Raw genomic sequence first — 16,427 nt, forward strand, 5'->3', positions numbered from 1 at the left:
TCTGGATAGCGGCTTGCCGCCGCGCCTGCCATGCCCCAAAAGGTGCGGCCTTGGGATAGCGGTCGCGCGGATGTCATCAAGGGGTGCATTACAGCCCATAAGGGGAGGCCCATGAGCAAAGGCTCGAACGTCGAATTTTCCGAACGCGAAGCGTTGCTGTTCCACGCGGGCGACCGCCCCGGCAAGCTCGAAATCGTCGCGACCAAGCCGATGGCGACGCAGCGCGACCTCAGCCTCGCCTACTCGCCGGGCGTCGCCGTGCCCGTGCGCGCCATAGCCGAGGACCCGGCAGCGGCCTTCGATTACACCGCCAAGGGCAACCTCGTCGCCGTCATTTCGAACGGCACGGCGATTCTCGGGCTCGGCAATCTGGGGGCGCTCGCCTCCAAGCCGGTGATGGAAGGCAAGGCGGTGCTGTTCAAGCGCTTCGCCGATGTCGATTCGATCGATCTCGAGGTCGACACCGAAGACGCGGACAAGTTCATCGCCGCGGTCGAAGTGCTCGAGCCGAGCTTCGGCGGCATCAATCTTGAAGATATCGGCGCGCCCGAATGCTTCATCATCGAACAGGCGCTGAAGGAGCGGATGAACATTCCGGTCTTTCACGACGACCAGCACGGCACGGCGATCATCTCCGCCGCCGGCCTCATCAACGCGCTGCACCTGACGGGGCGCGACATCAAGGATTGCCGGATGGTCGTGAACGGCGCCGGTGCGGCCGCGATCGCCTGCACGGCTCTCATCAAGGCGATGGGGATGCCGCATGACCATGTGCTGATGTGCGACCGGTCGGGCGTCATCTATGTCGGCCGCGACAATGTCGACCAGTGGAAATCCGCCCATGCGGTCGAGACCGACAAGCGGACGCTGGAGGAAGCGCTCGACGGCGCGGACATCTTCCTCGGCCTTTCCGCCGCGGGCGCGCTGCCGGCCGAGTATGTCATGAAAATGGCTGACAAGCCGATCATTTTCGCCATGGCGAACCCGGACCCGGAAATCACCCCGCCCGAAGCGCGCGAGGCGCGGCCCGATGCGATCATCGCCACCGGGCGCTCGGATTATCCGAACCAGGTCAACAATGTGTTGGGCTTCCCCTTCATCTTCCGCGGCGCGCTCGATGTGCGCGCGACGACGATCAACGAGGAAATGAAGATCGCCGCGGCCAACGCGATCGCCGAACTGGCGCGCGAACAGGTGCCCGAAGAGGTCGCCGCTGCATACGGTACCGCCCACAGCTTCGGGCCGGATTACATTATCCCGGCGCCCTTCGATCCGCGGCTGATGGAAGAGGTTTCGGCCGCCGTCGCACAGGCGGCGATGGATACCGGCGTCGCGCGCCAGCCGATCCTCGACATGGACGATTACCGGCACCGGCTGCGCTCGCGGCTCAACCCGACCAACGCCGTGCTCACTTCGGCGTTCGAACAGGCGCGCGCCCAGCCGCGCCGCGTGGTCTTCGCCGAGGGCGAGGAAGAGGTGGTGCTGCGCGCCGCGATCCAGTTCCGCGACGGCGGCTATGGGACGCCGGTACTGGTCGGGCGCGACGATGTGCCCGACCGGCTTCGCGAGCTTGGCGTCGAGGATCCCGACAGCTTCGAACTGCACAACAGCCGCAATTCGCCGCTCGTCGACAAGATGGTCGATCTGCTCTACGAACGGCTTCAGCGGCGCGGTTATCTCCGCCGCGATTGCGAGCGGATGGTCAACCAGGATCGCAATATCTTCGGCGCGCTGCTGCTCGCACTGGGCGAGGGCGATGTGATGATCACCGGCGTGACGCGGCAGTTTAACCAGTCGCTCAGCCAGGTCATGAAGGTGATCGATTCGAGCGAGGACCGCAGGCCCTTCGGCATCCACGTCCTGGTCGGCAAGAGCCACACCGTCTTCATGGCCGATACGACGATCAACGAGCGGCCCTCGCCAACCTTGCTTGCCGATATCGCCGAACAGACCGCCGCCGTGGCGCGGCGCATGGGGCACGAGCCGCGCGTCGCCTTCCTGTCCTTCTCGACCTTCGGCAACCCGTCGGGGAACTGGCTCGAGAATATCCGCGAAGCGGTCGGAATCCTCGACGAACGCGGCGTCAGCTTCGAATATGAAGGCGAAATGGCGCCCGATGTCGCGCTCAACCCGAAGCTGATGAAGAATTATCCGTTCAGCCGCCTCTCCGAACCGGCCAACGTTCTCGTCATGCCCGGTCTGCAATCGGCGAATCTGTCGGCCAAGCTGCTGCGCGAACTGGGTGGCGATGCCGTGATCGGACCGATGCTCGTCGGCCTCGACAGCCCGGTGCAGATCGCGACCATGTCGGCCACGGCGAGCGAGCTGGTGACGCTGGCGGTACTCGCTGCGAGCGGAATTGCGCGGTAAATCGTCAGAAAATTCCTAGCGGAATTTCGCCGCACCGGGATTAGTTCGTCAGACTCGACCTGTCGGTCGAGCGCCGCACCAGCCCGCACCCCCACCCGGCCTCCCACTGAGTATATCCTGGATGGGAGGCCGGGTGGGGGTGCGGGCTGGTGCGGCGATTTCCCGAAAGGGAAATTCTGACAAACTAACGCCCGTTCGGATTATCCGCCGTTGTGCCGGCCTCGCCCGTCGCACCGAGCGCGCCGATATTCCCGAACAGTTCCTGGAAGAAGCCGCGATTTCGGCCGAGCGTCGGCGTTTCCTCGCCATACGGGTCGATCGAGGCGATCTGGTCCATGCCGATATGGTCGACGGCGGCGACATTGCCCTGGCCATCGAAGCTGACGGCAAGAATGTCCTGCGCCACCGGGCTTGGCCGGGCATAGCCGAGCTGCCGGGTGTCACGCGACACATAATACCAGGTTGGCTCTTCGCCTGGCCGGTTGAACTGGCTGGTGAAGGTCGGCCGGCCGAGCGTTGCCTGGACAGAGGCGCGGTTGTCGACCGCCGGCTGGATCGAATCGGTCAGCACGCGTTCGCCGATATAACCGACATGATGGCCGGTACGGCTGCAGCCGCTGGCAAGCAGGCCGGTGGCGGCGAGAAGCGCGACGGTCGCGACAAAGGCGGGGCGCCGTGACGAAGCGGCCATGAAAATCTCCTTACGCGCAATGGCGTTGAACACGCGCCCTATCCGGGCGACCATTGCATCAGCGTGAATGGCGCTCAATATGCCGAAGGGCAGGGCCAAGGCAAGATGGAGCCGCACGAATGAAGCGATTGCGCGAAAAACTGTTCGGAGGAGCGAAGCGTCGCGCCGCGCTGGAACCGGCCTATGCCGCCATCGTCGCGCATGGCCGCGACCCCGGCTGGTATCGGCATGGGGGCGTGCCCGACACCACCGACGGCCGGTTCGACATGCTCGCCGCGATTCTCGCGCTGGTGCTGATCCGATTGGAGGCCGAGGGCGAGCGCCATGCCGAGGCATCGGTGCTGCTCACCGAGCTGTTCATCGACGATATGGACGGGCAGCTGCGCCAATCGGGCTTCGGCGACGTCGTCGTCGGCAAGCGCGTCGGCAAGCTGATCGGGGCGCTTGGCGGGCGAATCGGCGCCTATCGCGAGGCATTCTCGGGCAATGACACGCTCCGCGAGGCGATGGCGCGCAATCTGCATCGCGGCGTCGAGCCCGAAGCGGAGGCTATCGACTATGCCGAAAAGCGTCTCCAAGCGTTCCACGATGCGCTTGCCGCCCAGGACGCCGAACGCTGCCTCGCCGGCGAATTGCCGCCCCTCGCATGACGGCGCCCGAATTCTCTCGCCCGCATCCCGTTCGCCTCATCCATGCCGCGCCGGAAGGCCTGTCGATTGAGGCCGATGCCGACGAGCGGACGGCGCTGGCCGAACGATTCGGGCTGGTGTCGCTCGATGCATTGTCGGCCGATCTGACGATGCAGCGCGAGGAGACCGGCCTTATGGTGCGCGGAACCGTCCGGGCCGCCGTGCAGCAGGCCTGCGTCGTCACCGGCGATCCCGTTGCATCGGACATCGACGAGACCTTCGCCTTGCGCTTCTTGCCCGAAAGCGATCGTCCGGCATCGGACGAGGAGGAGATCGAGCTCGACGATGCCGATTGCGATACGGTGTTCTACCAAGGCGACAGCATCGATCTCGGCGAAGCGGCGGCGCAGACGATGGCGCTCGCACTCGATCCCTTTCCCCGCGCGGCGGGCGCGGACGAGGCGGCGCGCGAGGCCGGAATCCTGAGTGAGGAGGCGGCGAAACCCGACGGGCCCTTTGCCGCGCTGGCCAAGCTCAAGGGCGATGGCGACGACGCGGCTTCTTGACGCAGGCCCGGCACCGGGCGCATGAGCCTTGCCCATGTTCAAGACGCTATCCGATACGATGCTTGCATCGCCGCAGATCACGCCCGATCAGGTCGCCGAGGCCGCGTCCCAGGGCGTAACCCTGATCGTCAACAACCGGCCCGAGGGCGAGTCTCCCGACCAGCCCGCCGGCGCCGCGATCGAGGCGGCGGCGCGCGATGCCGGGATCGGCTATGTCGCAATCCCCGTCACCCATGCCGGCTTCTCGCTGCCGCAAGTCGAGATGATGAAGGAAGCGCTGTCCGGGAATGACGGCAAGACGCTCGCCTTCTGCCGCTCGGGCACCCGCTCGACGCTGTTATGGGCGCTGGCCCGCACGCATGAGGGCGAGGATCCCGATGCGATCGAAGCCGCGGCGGCCAAGGCCGGATACGATGTGGCGCCCGTCCGATCGATCATGGACGCCTTTCACGCGGCGGCCTGACCCGATGACCCGGCGGCGTTCCTCATGAACTGGATCGTCCTCGGCGCGTCGCTTGCTGCAGTCTTCGTGGTCGCCGCGATTGCGCTGGCGCTCGGGCTGGGGCGCGGCGCCCAGCTTGGCGAACGCGAGCGCGTTTTTGCGATGGCGCGCGACTTTCATAGCGGTTTCCGGCCGGTCGACGCGGCCATTGATGGCAACGACCGGGCCGCGTTTGTCCGGGGTGATGACGGCGATTTCGTGCTGCTGAAGCTCCACGGCGTTCATGGTGCCGGGCGCTATTTTGCGGCAACGCCCTCGCTGGAGTCGAAAGGCGGCACGCTGCTCGTGCAGACCGGCGAGCGCATGTTCGGAACGGTAGCCATCGATGTCGGCGCGGACGAGGCACGACGCTGGGCCGGGAAGCGGGAGGCGGCCCATGCCTGAAATGCTCCCCGATCCCGTCCAATATGCGATTCCCGCATTCATCATCCTGATTCTCGTGGAGATGCTGATCGCCCGGCGCGTTGATGCCTCGCGCTACGAGCCGAAGGACACGCTGACATCGCTGCTGCTCGGCACGGGATCGACGGTGGCCGGCGCATTGGCGGGCGGTGCGGTGGTGGCGCTTGCGGTCTGGCTGTCGCAATTCCGGTTGTTCGAGATCGGCTATGTCTGGTGGGCTTGGATCGCCGTCTTCCTGCTCGACGACCTTGCCTATTACGTCTTCCACCGGCTGGCGCACCGCGTCCGCTGGTTCTGGGCCAGCCATGTCATCCACCATTCGAGCCAGCATTATAACCTCTCCACCGCGCTGCGGCAGACATGGACGGGGTTCTTCTCGCTGAGCTTCGCCTTCTCGCTGCCGATCGTGCTCATCGGCTTTCCGGTTCCGATGCTGCTCTTCGCTAGCGGAGTGAACCTGATCTACCAGTTCTGGATCCATACCGAGGCGGTCGGCCGGATGCCGCGCTGGTTCGAGGCGGTGTTCAACACGCCCTCGCACCACCGCGTCCACCACGCCACCAACCCGCGCTATCTCGACCGCAACTATGCCGGAATGCTGATCATCTGGGATCGGATGTTCGGCACCTACGAGCGTGAACGCGACGACGACCGTCCCCGCTACGGCATCATCAAGAATCTCGGCAGCTTCAACCTGCTCTGGGCGGCGACGCACGAATGGATCGGCATGGCGAAGGACGTGCTGACCATCCCCGGTTGGCGCAACAAGCTCGGCTATCTCTTCGGCCCGCCCGGCTGGAGCCATGACGGCTCGCGCGACACCAGCGATACGATCAAGGCGCGGTGGCGGGATGGCGCTGAGAGTGAATAGGGAAATCCTGCTCCACCCGGCGCAATGGGGAACTGCCGGGGACTTTTACCACGAACTCCTGACAGCCCTGGAAGCGCCGGAATGGCATGGCCAGAATATGGATACTGTCGCGGACTCGCTTGTAGGCGGGCAGGTTAATGGTGTGGAACCGCCATTCACGATCCTTCTCTATCAAGCAGCCGATGTCCCCGGATTCGCGGCTCGCCTGATCAAGCAATTAGAAGCAATTGCCTCGGAAGCAACTGCATCGGGCAGGCCCATCAGCGTGCAGCGTCGATAAAAAAAGGCCGGGGTGTTGCCACCCCGGCCCAGTCATTCGCAGGAACGAACCTCCTAATAATTGTAAGCGCGTTCGCCATGTTCGGCGAGGTCGAGGCCTTCGCGTTCGGCCTCTTCGCTCACCCTGCCGCCGGTGACGGCCTTGGCGATGAACGCTGCGATGGCGCTGCCGGCGGCAGCCCAGCCGATCGCGACGGCGACGGCGACGATCTGAACCCAGACCTGCGCGCCCATGGCCGTCGACCCATCGCCCGGCCCGCCGAACATCGGCTGGTAGACGATGCCGGTGCCGATGGCGCCGACGATGCCGCCGATGCCATGGATGCCGAAGGCGTCGAGCGAGTCGTCATAACCGAGCTTCGGCTTCAGCTTCGCAACGCAGATGAAGCAGACGATCGAGGCGATTGCGCCGAGGCAAATTGCCCCGAACGGCCCCGAATTGCCGGCTGCCGGCGTGACCGCGACCAGACCGGCGATGATGCCCGAACAGAAGCCGAGCGCCGATCCCTTGCGGCCGGTGACCGCTTCGGCGAGCATCCAGAACAGGCCTGCCGAAGCCGTGGCGACGAAGGTGTTGATCATTGCCAGCCCCGCCGTGCCGTCGGCTTCGAGTTCCGAACCGGCATTGAAGCCGAACCAGCCGACCCAGAGCAGGCCGGTGCCGATCATCGTCATCGTCAGCGAGTGCGGGGGCATCGGCTCGGTCGGATAGCCCGTCCGCTTGCCGAAGATCATCGCCGCAACCAGCGCCGAAACGCCGGCGTTGATGTGAACGACCGTGCCGCCGGCAAAGTCCAGCGCCCCCATCTCGAAGAGATAGCCGCCGCCGGCCCAGACCATGTGGGCGATCGGGAAATAGACGATCGTCAGCCAGATGATGGTGAAGACCATCACGGCGGCGAATTTCGTGCGTTCGACGATACCGCCGAGCACGAGGGCCGCGGTAATCGCCGCGAAGGTCATCTGGAAACTGATGAAGACATATTCGGAGATGACCTCGTCGGAGAAGGTCGCCGCCGTGCTGTCGGGCGTCGTCTGCGCGAGAAACAGGTTGCCCCAGCTGAAGAAGGCGTTGCCTTCGGGGCCGAACGCCGTGCTGTAACCGTAGATCACCCAGATGAGCATCGCGACCGCGGCAACCGCGCCAACCTGCGTCATCGTCGAAAGCATGTTCTTGGTGCGCGTCAGGCCGCCATAGAAGAGGGCGAGGCCCGGCAGGATCATGAGCAGGACGAGGATCGTCGCCGTCATCATCCACGCATTGTTGCCCGGATTGGGCACCGGATCGGCGGCCGCCGTTTCGGCGACGGCTTCCGCCGCCTCCTGCGCCCACGCCGGGGCGGCGGCGAAAGCGGTGATGCCCGCCGCGGTAAGTTTGGTGAGAATTCGCATGCTGACCCCCTGGTTCCTAAAGCGCGGTTTCGTCGGTTTCGCCCGTGCGGATGCGCAGCGCGCCGCCGACGTCGAGCGTGAAGATCTTGCCGTCTCCGATCGAATCGGTCTTGGCGGCGGCGGCGATCGTTTCGACGACGCGCGGGGCGAGATCGTCGGCGACCACCGTTTCGATACGGATTTTCGGCACCATGTTGGTGGCGTATTCCGCGCCGCGATAGACTTCGGTCTGGCCCTTCTGCCGACCGAAGCCTTTGACTTCGATGGCGGTCATGCCTTGGACGCCCACGCTGGAGAGCGCTTCGCGCACTTCGTCCAGTTTGAACGGTTTGATGATAGCGATGATGAGTTTCATACTGCCTCCCTTGCCGGACAAGGATGCTGCAGCGCAAAAAGATTGTCAAATGCTAAAAGTACGAGAAACGGGGATTGTAACGCAATTATATTACGCGAAAATGACCAAACGACCCGAAAACATTGCCATTTAGCCTCATTTTGCCGCCAGCGCTTCGATTCTTGGAAGCGCTGCAGCAACAGCCTCCCTGCCGATTTCGACCAGTTCTTCCGCCCGCGTGAAGTTCGATGTGTCGATATGGCCCACGGGCAGCGGCAGTTCGAGATCGGGCGGATCGGCATCGAGCGACAGCCGCGCCAGTTTCGACAGCATCAGCCCGGTTGCGCCGCGCAGCACGCTGATCGTCGTCAGCCTCGGCGATTCCTCACGCAGCCCCACGGCACGCCGGCGATTCGTATAATCGCCCTGCAGGTTGATCGCGACAACCGGCGCCCCGCCGCCCCGTTCGCGCGCCGCCGCGACGGGCACCGGCATTACGGCGCCGCCGTCCGACAGCACCATATTGTCGCGCACAATGGGATGGAAGATTCCCGGCAGAGCGATCGTCGCATGGATCGCTTCGCCCACGGGCCCATGATCGATCATGACGGCCTCGCCGCCGATCAGGTCCGCCGCGACGACGCATGTGGGGATGCGCAGATCCTCGAACGTCAGATCGCCCAGATGCTGGTCGATCAGCTTGCCGATCGCCTTGCCGCTGAGCACCGACCCGGGTTTCCAGGTCGGGCTCAGATAACGCACGACGCTGCGCAGATTCGACACCGAATGCGCCAGCTCCTCGAGCGTGTCGAGCCGCCCGGCGGCATAGGCGATCGCCGCGACGCCCCCGATCGACGTGCCGGCAAGACCCGTAATCTCGATCCCGGCATCGTCGAGCGCGCGCAGCACGCCGATATGCGACCAGCCCAGGCCCGCGCCGCCGCCAAGGGCGAGCGCGATCTTCACTGCTTCCAGTCCTCGTCGGCGATCTCTGGCGGGTTATCGAGGATATCGCGCGCCCTCCCGACATCCGCCTCCTCGACCATCAACCGCGCGGGGATGATCGGGCCTAGGCCGAGGCTGGAAAGGCCGCCGTCGAAGATATGCGCCTCGATCCCGCTCGCCGCGAGATGCGACCGGGCGAGATCGGCGTAGATCCGCTCGGCATAGTTTTCGAGCTCAACGAGCGCCATCGGCCCTGATCTCCCGGTCGCCGAACCAGCGCTCGGTCGGCCGCGTCGGCAGGCCATCGATGCTGGTGACGCGGCTCGCCGTTTTCCGCAGCCATTCTTCTTCGGTCGAACCCTTATGCGCTTTTTGCAGCGTTTCGCGGTCGCGCACGCGCTCCATGATCGGTACGCCCCAGCCGCAACTCGTCTGCACCGATTCGACGGCGATATCGAAAATCTGCCGCGTGCCGGGCAGCAGCTCGAATTGCCCGGCCAGCGCCTCCCAGCCCTCGTCCTGCGGCAGTACGGGTTCGCCGCGCCCGTAAATGCGAAGGATCAGCGCCGGCTGTTCGAAGGCGCAGAACATGATCGTGATCCGCCCGTCGGCCATCAGATGCGCGTGGGTTTCGTTGCCCGATCCGCCAAGATCGAGATAGGCGACGCGATCGGGCGCGAGCACGCGAAAGGCGTCATAGCCCTTGGGCGAAAGGTTGATCCGCCCATCCGCCGCCGCCGTCGCCGTGAAGAACATCGGTTGCTTCGCGATGAACGCGATGTGTTTGTCGGTCAGGGATTCGAAGAAATCGGCCATGGGCGCTTCCTTTCAGAGGCCAGGTTTACACCTGCTTGACACCCGGTTGACACGATCGCGGTCTTGCAAAGCCGGGCATGACTGCGGGAGTGAGCAGGGGTCGACACGGGCATGGCCCGAGGATGCACCTCTTTTCCCAACATTTGAAGCGGCGTTACCAATCCGAGCCTTCCGCCACCGCCTCTTTCTCCTCGGGCAACGTCACGCGTCCCAGCGCTTCGTTGCGGTGCGGGAAGCGGCCGAAGCGGGCGATCAGGTCGCGGTGCTTGCGTGCATATTCGATGTTATCTTCGCCCAGCGTCGCGAAGAGCATCAACGACTTGTCCTGATCGGCCAGATCCTCGCTGTGCATGAAGGGCATGTAAGCGAACTGGCGGGGCCCTTCGTCGATCTCCCGGTCCCAGCCGCGCCCCACAAGACCGTTAGCGATCGCGCGGGCGAGCGGATCGGTCGAGAAGGCCTTGGCGCTGTGGCGAAACATGTTGCGCGGAAACTGGTCGAACAGGATGATCGCGGCGAGCGCGATTCGCGGTGTGCCGAGGAAATCGCCCGCGTCGCGCTGGCGCTGTTCTCGCCACAGGGCCTCGAAGCGCTGGGTGATCTCGTTGTCGAGCGACTTGCCGGCGCTCCACCAGCGATCGGGGCCGACGGTTCCGAGCCAATAGTCGAGGACCTCTTCGGCCCATGGTGGTGATTTGTTTGTGAGGCCGGTCGTCACTGAGTCAAAGCTCCCCGTCATGCTGAACTTGTTTCAGCATCCATATGTCTGGACGTTGCACATGACCGGATGACATTGAGCATATGGACCCTGAAACGAGTTCAGGGTGACGATCCAGACATCCCATCACGCCGCAGCAGCCGTGCCCCCGACCGTCAGCCCGTCGACCAGCAATGTCGGCTGCCCGACGCCCGCCGGGATCGATTGGCCCGCCTTGCCGCAGATGCCGATGCCCTCGTCGAGCGCGAGGTCGTTGCCGATGCCGGTGACCTTGGTCAGCACGGTGGGGCCGTCGCCGATCAGTGTCGCGCCCTTGATCGGTGCGCCGATCTTGCCGTTCCTGACGCGATAGGCCTCGGTGCAGGCGAAGACGAACTTGCCGCTGGTTATGTCGACCTGCCCGCCGCCGAAGCTCTTGGCGTAGATGCCGTCCTTGACGCGGCTCAGCAGCTCCTGCGGATCGTCATTGCCGCTGCGCATGAAGGTGTTGGTCATGCGCGGCATCGGCGCGTGCGCGAAACTTTCGCGCCGGCCATTGCCGGTCGGCTCGACGCCCATCAGCCGCGCATTGAGCCGGTCCTGCATATAGCCTTTGAGCTTGCCGTCCTCGATCAGCACGGTTTCGCCCGTCGGCGTGCCTTCGTCATCGATCGAGAGCGAGCCGCGGCGTTCGCCCATCGACCCGTCATCGACCACGGTGACGCCGGGCGCGGCGACCTGCTCGCCGATGCGGCCCGAAAAGGCGCTCGTGCCCTTGCGGTTGAAATCGCCTTCGAGGCCGTGGCCGATCGCCTCGTGCAGCAATACGCCGGGCCAGCCCGGGCCGAGCAGCACCGTCATCTCGCCTGCGGGCGCCGGTTCGGATTCGAGGTTCACCAGCGCCTGCGCCAGCGCCTCGTCGATCGCGCGGTTCCACGCTTCGGGCTCGAACAGCCTCTCGTAGAGATAGCGCCCACCCATGCCGAAATAACCCGATTCGCGGCGGCCGTTCTCCTCGGCGACGATGCTGACGTTGAGTCGGACCAGCGGCCGGATATCGGTGGCGACGAAGCCGTCGGGGCGGACGATCTCGACGACGCTCCACGATCCCGACAGCGCTGCGGTGACCTGGCAGACGCGCGGATCGCGCGCGCGGGCGGCGGCGTCGATCTGTTCGCACAGCGCCACCTTCTTCGCGAAGGGGACGAGGGTGAGCGGGTCATCCTGCGTGTAGAGCGCGACATTGGTCGGGCGCGGCGGGCCTTGGTTCGCCATCTTGCCCGGCTGCAGCAGTTGCATCGTTTCGGCGGCGCGACGGATCGCGGCCTCGCTGATCTCGTTGGCATGGGCGAAGGCGGTCGTCTCGCCCGATACGCCGCGCAAGCCGAAGCCCGCCTCGGTGCTGTAATCGGCGGTCTTCAGCCGCCCGTCGTCGAAGGCGAAGGCTTCGCTCGAGATATATTGCATATACAGCTCGCCATCGTCGCCGCCGCCTAATGTTTCGGCGACGACCTTCTTCGCCCGATCGGGATCGAGCATGTCGTTGCGGTAGAGGAAACTGCGGGGGTCGGTGGGCATGGTCATGCCACCGATATATGGGTCAGCGCGCCTCCGCGCCACCCTCGGCCGTGTCGGATGGCGGGATGGTGTCCGCCGGGCCGCCGATCAGCACGAAGCGCCGGTCGCAATAGCCGCAATCGACATAGCCGAGTTCATCGATCTCCAGCCAGACGCGCGGATGGCCGAGCGCCGCGCCGCCGGGAATGTCGGTGGCGCCGTCGCAGGCGACGCGCGCGGTGTCGGTCCGGGTGATTTCGGGCGGGTCGATCATGATGCCGCGCCGTTTAGCAAGGCGGTCCGCCCGCGACAATCGATTCGGCGAAACGATCAGAGATAGTTGACGGTGATCTGGAAGGTGCGTTCATAGACGCCGGTGGCCTGGTTGGGGTCGACCTCGAGATCGCCCCCGATATACAGGTCCAGCGTCCCACCCGTCCCGATCGTCACCGGAATCGCGCCGCCGAGCATCGGCAGACCGCCCCCAGCGACCGTCATGTTGCGCACGCGCATGTTGCCGCCTCCGCCGACCCGCTGCAACACGATGTTGTTGGGCAGTCGAACGAGCGCGATCAGGTTGACGAGGCCGTTGGCCTGAAAATGCGCCGGATTGTAGCCGCCGCCAGCGCCCACCACGCTGCCGGTCGTGGTGCGGGCGCCATTGCCCGGATTGATCGTGACGACGCCGCCCGCTGCCCCCGGCGTCAGCCGTCCGAACTCCAGATCGTCGACGCGCGACAGCGCTACGGGCGCCATGATGTTGATGTTGACCTGGCCGCTCGTCTGCGCAGCGGCGGGCGCGGCCCATGCCCCGCCGGACGCCATGGCGGCGACCAACAAAAGTGCTTGGGCGCAAGCCCGCCGCCAAGATGAAACCCCCCGGTTCATGCGGCCCCTATGCGCCCGCGTTCCTTAACGGCGGCCGGAGGTAACTGGTTAACGGTCGATTTATGCGGGCGTTGATGGCGCGTTAACTATGTCGGTCAAACCGGTCTTCAGCATCGGCGGCTATCGCAGACGGCCAGTCCGGGGGGACCATATGAACACTGCTTTGCTGCGGCTTGCCGCAATCCTTTCTGTCGTGGTGCTGTCGCCTGGCCAGGCACTTGCCGCCGATGCGCAGGCCGGTGCGACGGTCGCCATCGTCCAGCCGCTGTCGCTCGTGAAGACGCGCGATCTGGAGTTCGGTGCGATGCTGGCGGGCACGAGCGGGGGATCGGTCGTCGTCAATCCGAACACCGACGCGCGCACCTCGAGCGGCGCGGTCACGCTGGCCGGGACGGGCGGCCATGCCGCGCAGTTCATGACCTATGGCGGGCCGCTGCAGTTCGTCTGGGTCACGCGCGGGCCGCTACCGGTGCTGACGCGCCAGGGCGGAGGCGGCAGCATGAATGTCAGCCAGCTCAGCCTCAACGGTTCGGCTTTTCGATTCCTCTCCTCGGCCGGCCTCGTCGATTTGAGGATCGGCGGTACGCTGCAGGTCAACGCGAACCAGCCGTCCGGGCATTATGAGGGCGATTTCGAGATCACGGTCACGTATTTTTAGTCAGACTCGACCTTCCGGTCGAGCGCGGCACCGGCCCTCTCCCCCACCCGGCCTCCCACACAGTGTATGCTCATGGGAGGCCGGGTGGGGGAGAGGGCCGGTGCCGCGCCGAGCCGTAGGCGAGGTCTGACAATCGATCACGCCCCGCAAGCAACACCCCTCTGGCGCGCCGGGCCCGCTTTGCCTATCCTTGGTGTTTCTCCATCCAAGGACGCATTTATGCCCGGCGAATATGAGATGATCGAACAGGCGGACACGCCGCGCCGGTCTTTGATCCGCGTTTTGCTGATCGGCGGCGTCGCCTTTCTGGGCGGGTTGATCGCGATGGGCTGGATTCTCGTCAACTATGGCGATTCGCTCGGTATCATGGCGCGCGAGCCGGCGGCGCAGCCTTCGGAAGAAAGCAGCGAGGCGGTGGCGGCGCTCGACGCGCAGCTCGATGCCGCCGAACAGCTCAACACCGCCGGCGCGCCGGTTTCGGACCGGCCGAGCGACGCGCCCGAGGCATCGGGGCAGACGCTGACCGAGCGGGTGGCGGAACTCGAACAGCGGATAGACCGGATCACCGTGCGCGCTGCCGGAGCGGCCGGCAATGCCGATCGGGCCGAAGGGCTTCTCGTCGCGTTCGCCGCGCGGCGCGCGCTCGATCGTGGTGTCGCACTCGGCTATATCGAAGGGCTGCTGCGCGACAGGTTCGGCCGGGCGGCGCCCGAAGCGGTGGCGCGCGTCATCGCCGCCTCGCAACAGCCGGTGACGCTGGACGGGTTGCAATCGCGGCTGAACGAACTCGAACCGGCGCTGATCGGCGGCGGCGAGAATGAAGGCTGGTGGCAGGCGTTCACGCGCGAAATGTCCGAACTGATCGTCGTGCGGCAGGAAGGAACGCCGTCTCCGGCACCGCGCCAGCGGCTCGAACGGGCGCGCCAGAAGCTCGCCGCGGGCCAGGTCGATACCGCGCTTGCCGAAGTCGTCCGGCTGCCGGGCCGCGAAGAGGCGGCGCAATGGATCGCCGATGCCCGCCGCTATGTCGCCGCGCGCAACGCTCTCGATCGGATCGAGACGATCGCCCTGATGGAGCCGCGCATCGCGGAACGGCAGCAGCAGCGTGCGGCGGCGGAGCGCGAGAACGGCGAAGGGGCGAGCGAGGAATAGGGTAGTTGGTTTGTTGTCAGACTCGACCTGACGGTCGAGCGCGGCACCAGCCCACACCCCCACCCGGCCTCCCATGAGAATACACTGAGTGGGAGGCCGGGTGGGGGTGTGGGCTGGTGCCGCGCTTTGGCGCAAGCCAAGCCTGACAAACAAGTCACCCCTAGGACGGCGTCTCCGGCAGGTCGATCAGGCACTGCTGGACGCCGGTCGAGATGAACTGGCCGGCCTGCAATGCTTCGTCGTCGTCGAGATCGCCGCGCAGTTCCTGTGCCGCCGCCTCGTCGCCGCTGATGGTGGCGATCACGAAGCGCTGCACATCGGCGGGCAGCTCGTCGGCCTGTTCGTCGAGACAGGCGCAGGTAGCGGTATCGAGTTCGCCCTGCGCGGTGCAGGCTGCCGCGAAATCGGGCGCCGGCTCTCCGCCACAGGCCGCAAGGCCGAACAGGCCACCGCTCGCCAGTGTGAAAGCGAAAATCCTCTTTTCCATCGCCATCCTCCTTGGTCGGTTGGAATGTTCTGCCTAACGGAGAACGGGCGGGAGCCCCAAGAGTTTCGATTCCGGAAAACCGAAACCGCATGCGCTTGACAGCACGCGGCGGCTCCGTGAGCAGGATGTCATGCCGCCACCCAGCCTGATCGTCATCGACGATTTTCTTGCCGATCCGCACGCCGCGCGCCGCGCCGCGCTCGCGCTCGACTATGATCCGGCGAAGAAGAGGGGCAATTATCCCGGGCTGCTGTCGACCGAACCGCTCGCCATTCAGGGGCTCGACGAGCGCGTGTCGAAGATCGCAGGGATGCCGCTGAAGCCCTCGCCGGGAACGAGCCACGGCCATTGCCGGCTGACGCTGAAGCAGGACAAGGGGCGGACCGGTGTCCATATCGATCCCTGCGCCTATTCGGGGATTCTCTATCTCAGCCGGCCCGGCGATTGCCGCGGCGGCACCGATTTCTTCCGTCACAAGCGGACGGGGCTGGAACGGATTCCGCGCGATCCGGCTGCGCTCGCCGCGTCCGGCTATGACGATGTCAACGCGCTGATCGGCGAGGTGGTCAACAAGGACACCTTCACCAACAGCCGGTGGGAGCGCGTGATGCGCGTGCCGATGCGCTTCAACCGGCTGATCCTGCTGAGCCCGTGGGAATTTCACAATGCCGCACCCGGCTTTGGCGATACGCCCGACAATGGCCGGCTGGTGCAGCTGCTCTTCTTCGACGCCGCCGGATAACCCTCGACTCGCCGCCGTCCGGGGCGCATATTCGCGCTCGAGAGAGAGGGTATATGGCCGAAAACAAGAGCGATCCGATGGATATGCTGCGCAAGGCGATGGCCGATCTGGAGCAGCGCTTCGACGAGATGGGGCGGGCGATCTTCGGCACCGACGCCTTTGCCAAATCGACCCACCGCGCGACCGAGCTGAGCACCAAGGTGCAGCAGGCGACGAGCGATCAGATGGCGCGCAACCTTTCCTTCCTCAACATGCCGAGCCGCGCCGACGTCAACGCAATCGGCGAGCGGCTGATGGGGATCGAGGCGCAGCTTGCCCGGATCGAGGAGACGCTGGAGAGGCTCGCGCCCTTCGAAGCGAAAGCCGCGTCCGGCCCGCCGCGCACGCGCAAGCCACCGGCGAAAAAGGCCGCCCCGCAAAAGCCCAAAGCGAAGAAGGCCGGCTGACGC

General features: G+C 65.5%; 22 protein-coding genes. 11 read left to right on the plus strand and 11 right to left on the minus strand.

Annotated elements, in window-relative coordinates:
• Nucleotides 1–111 precede the first annotated feature (111 nt).
• On the plus strand, nucleotides 112–2,370 hold the full coding sequence (locus tag Q0139_RS12965) for an NADP-dependent malic enzyme (RefSeq protein WP_298022692.1): 2,259 nt from the start codon (nucleotides 112–114) through the stop codon (nucleotides 2,368–2,370).
• Nucleotides 2,371–2,554: 184 nt separating this feature from the next.
• Here the strand turns inward: Q0139_RS12965 and Q0139_RS12970 are convergent, their stop codons facing one another.
• On the minus strand, nucleotides 2,555–3,061 hold the full coding sequence (locus tag Q0139_RS12970) for an outer membrane protein assembly factor BamE (RefSeq protein ID WP_298022695.1): 507 nt from the start codon (nucleotides 3,059–3,061) through the stop codon (nucleotides 2,555–2,557).
• 119 nt (nucleotides 3,062–3,180) lie between these two features.
• On the opposite strand from Q0139_RS12970, the gene Q0139_RS12975 reads away from it, so the two are divergent.
• From Q0139_RS12975 to Q0139_RS13000, 6 genes are read left to right on the plus strand one after another with little or no spacing between them, the layout of a single operon-like run.
• The gene (locus tag Q0139_RS12975; protein ID WP_298022698.1) at nucleotides 3,181–3,711 is read left to right on the plus strand and encodes a ubiquinol-cytochrome C chaperone family protein; all 531 of its coding nucleotides are present in this window, start codon (nucleotides 3,181–3,183) and stop codon (nucleotides 3,709–3,711) included.
• Complete coding sequence (locus Q0139_RS12980; RefSeq protein ID WP_298022701.1) at nucleotides 3,708–4,256, plus strand: DUF177 domain-containing protein; 549 nt, start codon at nucleotides 3,708–3,710, stop codon at nucleotides 4,254–4,256. The genes Q0139_RS12975 and Q0139_RS12980 overlap by 4 nt, the downstream gene beginning before the upstream one ends.
• Before the next feature lie 34 nt (nucleotides 4,257–4,290).
• The gene (locus Q0139_RS12985; protein WP_298022704.1) at nucleotides 4,291–4,719 is read left to right on the plus strand and encodes a TIGR01244 family sulfur transferase; all 429 of its coding nucleotides are present in this window, start codon (nucleotides 4,291–4,293) and stop codon (nucleotides 4,717–4,719) included.
• Nucleotides 4,720–4,743: 24 nt separating this feature from the next.
• Nucleotides 4,744–5,142 carry a hypothetical protein gene (locus Q0139_RS12990; RefSeq protein ID WP_298022707.1) on the plus strand — a complete coding sequence of 133 codons (399 nt, stop codon included), beginning with the start codon at nucleotides 4,744–4,746 and terminating at the stop codon, nucleotides 5,140–5,142.
• On the plus strand, nucleotides 5,135–6,031 hold the full coding sequence (locus Q0139_RS12995; RefSeq protein WP_298022710.1) for a sterol desaturase family protein: 897 nt from the start codon (nucleotides 5,135–5,137) through the stop codon (nucleotides 6,029–6,031). Before Q0139_RS12990 ends, Q0139_RS12995 begins: the two co-directional genes overlap by 8 nt.
• Entirely contained in the window at nucleotides 6,012–6,311 is a 300-nt protein-coding gene (locus Q0139_RS13000) for a barstar family protein (RefSeq protein WP_298022713.1), read from the plus strand. Before Q0139_RS12995 ends, Q0139_RS13000 begins: the two co-directional genes overlap by 20 nt.
• A 53-nt stretch (nucleotides 6,312–6,364) precedes the next feature.
• On the opposite strand, the gene Q0139_RS13005 is transcribed toward Q0139_RS13000, so the two are convergent.
• The 9 genes from Q0139_RS13005 to Q0139_RS13045 form a co-directional block, all read right to left on the minus strand.
• Nucleotides 6,365–7,702 (minus strand): ammonium transporter, encoded by a 1,338-nt coding sequence (locus Q0139_RS13005; RefSeq protein ID WP_298022716.1) that lies wholly within the window; start codon nucleotides 7,700–7,702, stop codon nucleotides 6,365–6,367.
• 16 nt (nucleotides 7,703–7,718) lie between these two features.
• A complete protein-coding gene (locus Q0139_RS13010) occupies nucleotides 7,719–8,057 on the minus strand; it encodes a P-II family nitrogen regulator (protein ID WP_298022719.1) in 339 nt (112 codons plus the stop codon).
• A 135-nt stretch (nucleotides 8,058–8,192) separates the two neighbouring features.
• Nucleotides 8,193–9,002, minus strand: a complete 810-nt coding sequence (locus Q0139_RS13015) for a patatin-like phospholipase family protein (RefSeq protein WP_298022722.1) — start codon at nucleotides 9,000–9,002, stop codon at nucleotides 8,193–8,195.
• Nucleotides 8,999–9,229 carry a DUF2007 domain-containing protein gene (locus Q0139_RS13020; RefSeq protein WP_298022725.1) on the minus strand — a complete coding sequence of 77 codons (231 nt, stop codon included), beginning with the start codon at nucleotides 9,227–9,229 and terminating at the stop codon, nucleotides 8,999–9,001. Before Q0139_RS13020 ends, Q0139_RS13015 begins: the two co-directional genes overlap by 4 nt.
• Nucleotides 9,216–9,797 (minus strand): pyridoxamine 5'-phosphate oxidase family protein, encoded by a 582-nt coding sequence (locus tag Q0139_RS13025; RefSeq protein ID WP_298022728.1) that lies wholly within the window; start codon nucleotides 9,795–9,797, stop codon nucleotides 9,216–9,218. Before Q0139_RS13025 ends, Q0139_RS13020 begins: the two co-directional genes overlap by 14 nt.
• 154 nt (nucleotides 9,798–9,951) lie before the next feature.
• On the minus strand, nucleotides 9,952–10,536 hold the full coding sequence (locus Q0139_RS13030; RefSeq protein WP_298022731.1) for a DUF924 family protein: 585 nt from the start codon (nucleotides 10,534–10,536) through the stop codon (nucleotides 9,952–9,954).
• Between the two features lie 105 nt (nucleotides 10,537–10,641).
• The gene (gene tldD / locus Q0139_RS13035; RefSeq protein ID WP_298022734.1) at nucleotides 10,642–12,078 is read right to left on the minus strand and encodes a metalloprotease TldD; all 1,437 of its coding nucleotides are present in this window, start codon (nucleotides 12,076–12,078) and stop codon (nucleotides 10,642–10,644) included.
• Nucleotides 12,079–12,094: 16 nt separating this feature from the next.
• On the minus strand, nucleotides 12,095–12,325 hold the full coding sequence (locus tag Q0139_RS13040; RefSeq protein WP_298022737.1) for a zinc-finger domain-containing protein: 231 nt from the start codon (nucleotides 12,323–12,325) through the stop codon (nucleotides 12,095–12,097).
• Nucleotides 12,326–12,381: 56 nt separating this feature from the next.
• On the minus strand, nucleotides 12,382–12,876 hold the full coding sequence (locus Q0139_RS13045) for a DUF4402 domain-containing protein (RefSeq protein ID WP_298022740.1): 495 nt from the start codon (nucleotides 12,874–12,876) through the stop codon (nucleotides 12,382–12,384).
• A gap of 214 nt (nucleotides 12,877–13,090) precedes the next feature.
• Between Q0139_RS13045 and Q0139_RS13050 the strand changes: the two genes are divergently transcribed.
• Both Q0139_RS13050 and Q0139_RS13055 read left to right on the plus strand, forming a co-directional pair.
• Nucleotides 13,091–13,597, plus strand: coding sequence for a DUF4402 domain-containing protein (locus Q0139_RS13050; RefSeq protein WP_298022743.1), 507 nt, complete (start codon nucleotides 13,091–13,093; stop codon nucleotides 13,595–13,597).
• A 219-nt stretch (nucleotides 13,598–13,816) separates the two neighbouring features.
• Nucleotides 13,817–14,749, plus strand: a complete 933-nt coding sequence (locus Q0139_RS13055) for a hypothetical protein (RefSeq protein ID WP_298022746.1) — start codon at nucleotides 13,817–13,819, stop codon at nucleotides 14,747–14,749.
• Nucleotides 14,750–14,909: 160 nt separating this feature from the next.
• On the opposite strand, the gene Q0139_RS13060 is transcribed toward Q0139_RS13055, so the two are convergent.
• A complete protein-coding gene (locus Q0139_RS13060; protein ID WP_298022749.1) occupies nucleotides 14,910–15,236 on the minus strand; it encodes a hypothetical protein in 327 nt (108 codons plus the stop codon).
• A 130-nt stretch (nucleotides 15,237–15,366) separates the two neighbouring features.
• Here Q0139_RS13060 and Q0139_RS13065 point away from each other — a divergent pair, with 130 nt between their 5' ends.
• Entirely contained in the window at nucleotides 15,367–15,978 is a 612-nt protein-coding gene (locus Q0139_RS13065) for a DUF6445 family protein (protein ID WP_298022750.1), read from the plus strand.
• Between the two features lie 53 nt (nucleotides 15,979–16,031).
• Nucleotides 16,032–16,424: a hypothetical protein gene (locus Q0139_RS13070; protein WP_298022753.1), complete on the plus strand. Its 393-nt coding sequence runs from the start codon at nucleotides 16,032–16,034 to the stop codon at nucleotides 16,422–16,424.
• Nucleotides 16,425–16,427 lie beyond the last annotated feature (3 nt).

Source organism: uncultured Parasphingopyxis sp., assembly GCF_937129435.1.
Taxonomy (GTDB): Bacteria; Pseudomonadota; Alphaproteobacteria; order Sphingomonadales; family Sphingomonadaceae; genus Parasphingopyxis.

Bases quoted from the DNA above. Each gene is read 5' to 3' on its own strand.
- Q0139_RS12965 (WP_298022692.1), top strand. From the start codon at position 112: ATGAGCAAAGGCTCGAACGTCGAATTTTCCGAACGCGAAGCGTTGCTG.
- Q0139_RS12970 (WP_298022695.1), bottom strand. From the start codon at position 3,061: ATGGCCGCTTCGTCACGGCGCCCCGCCTTTGTCGCGACCGTCGCGCTT.
- Q0139_RS12975 (WP_298022698.1), top strand. From the start codon at position 3,181: ATGAAGCGATTGCGCGAAAAACTGTTCGGAGGAGCGAAGCGTCGCGCC.
- Q0139_RS12980 (WP_298022701.1), top strand. From the start codon at position 3,708: ATGACGGCGCCCGAATTCTCTCGCCCGCATCCCGTTCGCCTCATCCAT.
- Q0139_RS12985 (WP_298022704.1), top strand. From the start codon at position 4,291: ATGTTCAAGACGCTATCCGATACGATGCTTGCATCGCCGCAGATCACG.
- Q0139_RS12990 (WP_298022707.1), top strand. From the start codon at position 4,744: ATGAACTGGATCGTCCTCGGCGCGTCGCTTGCTGCAGTCTTCGTGGTC.
- Q0139_RS12995 (WP_298022710.1), top strand. From the start codon at position 5,135: ATGCCTGAAATGCTCCCCGATCCCGTCCAATATGCGATTCCCGCATTC.
- Q0139_RS13000 (WP_298022713.1), top strand. From the start codon at position 6,012: ATGGCGCTGAGAGTGAATAGGGAAATCCTGCTCCACCCGGCGCAATGG.
- Q0139_RS13005 (WP_298022716.1), bottom strand. From the start codon at position 7,702: ATGCGAATTCTCACCAAACTTACCGCGGCGGGCATCACCGCTTTCGCC.
- Q0139_RS13010 (WP_298022719.1), bottom strand. From the start codon at position 8,057: ATGAAACTCATCATCGCTATCATCAAACCGTTCAAACTGGACGAAGTG.
- Q0139_RS13020 (WP_298022725.1), bottom strand. From the start codon at position 9,229: ATGGCGCTCGTTGAGCTCGAAAACTATGCCGAGCGGATCTACGCCGAT.
- Q0139_RS13025 (WP_298022728.1), bottom strand. From the start codon at position 9,797: ATGGCCGATTTCTTCGAATCCCTGACCGACAAACACATCGCGTTCATC.
- Q0139_RS13030 (WP_298022731.1), bottom strand. From the start codon at position 10,536: ATGACGGGGAGCTTTGACTCAGTGACGACCGGCCTCACAAACAAATCA.
- tldD (WP_298022734.1), bottom strand. From the start codon at position 12,078: ATGACCATGCCCACCGACCCCCGCAGTTTCCTCTACCGCAACGACATG.
- Q0139_RS13040 (WP_298022737.1), bottom strand. From the start codon at position 12,325: ATGATCGACCCGCCCGAAATCACCCGGACCGACACCGCGCGCGTCGCC.
- Q0139_RS13045 (WP_298022740.1), bottom strand. From the start codon at position 12,876: ATGGCGTCCGGCGGGGCATGGGCCGCGCCCGCCGCTGCGCAGACGAGC.
- Q0139_RS13050 (WP_298022743.1), top strand. From the start codon at position 13,091: ATGAACACTGCTTTGCTGCGGCTTGCCGCAATCCTTTCTGTCGTGGTG.
- Q0139_RS13055 (WP_298022746.1), top strand. From the start codon at position 13,817: ATGCCCGGCGAATATGAGATGATCGAACAGGCGGACACGCCGCGCCGG.
- Q0139_RS13060 (WP_298022749.1), bottom strand. From the start codon at position 15,236: ATGGAAAAGAGGATTTTCGCTTTCACACTGGCGAGCGGTGGCCTGTTC.
- Q0139_RS13065 (WP_298022750.1), top strand. From the start codon at position 15,367: ATGCCGCCACCCAGCCTGATCGTCATCGACGATTTTCTTGCCGATCCG.
- Q0139_RS13070 (WP_298022753.1), top strand. From the start codon at position 16,032: ATGGCCGAAAACAAGAGCGATCCGATGGATATGCTGCGCAAGGCGATG.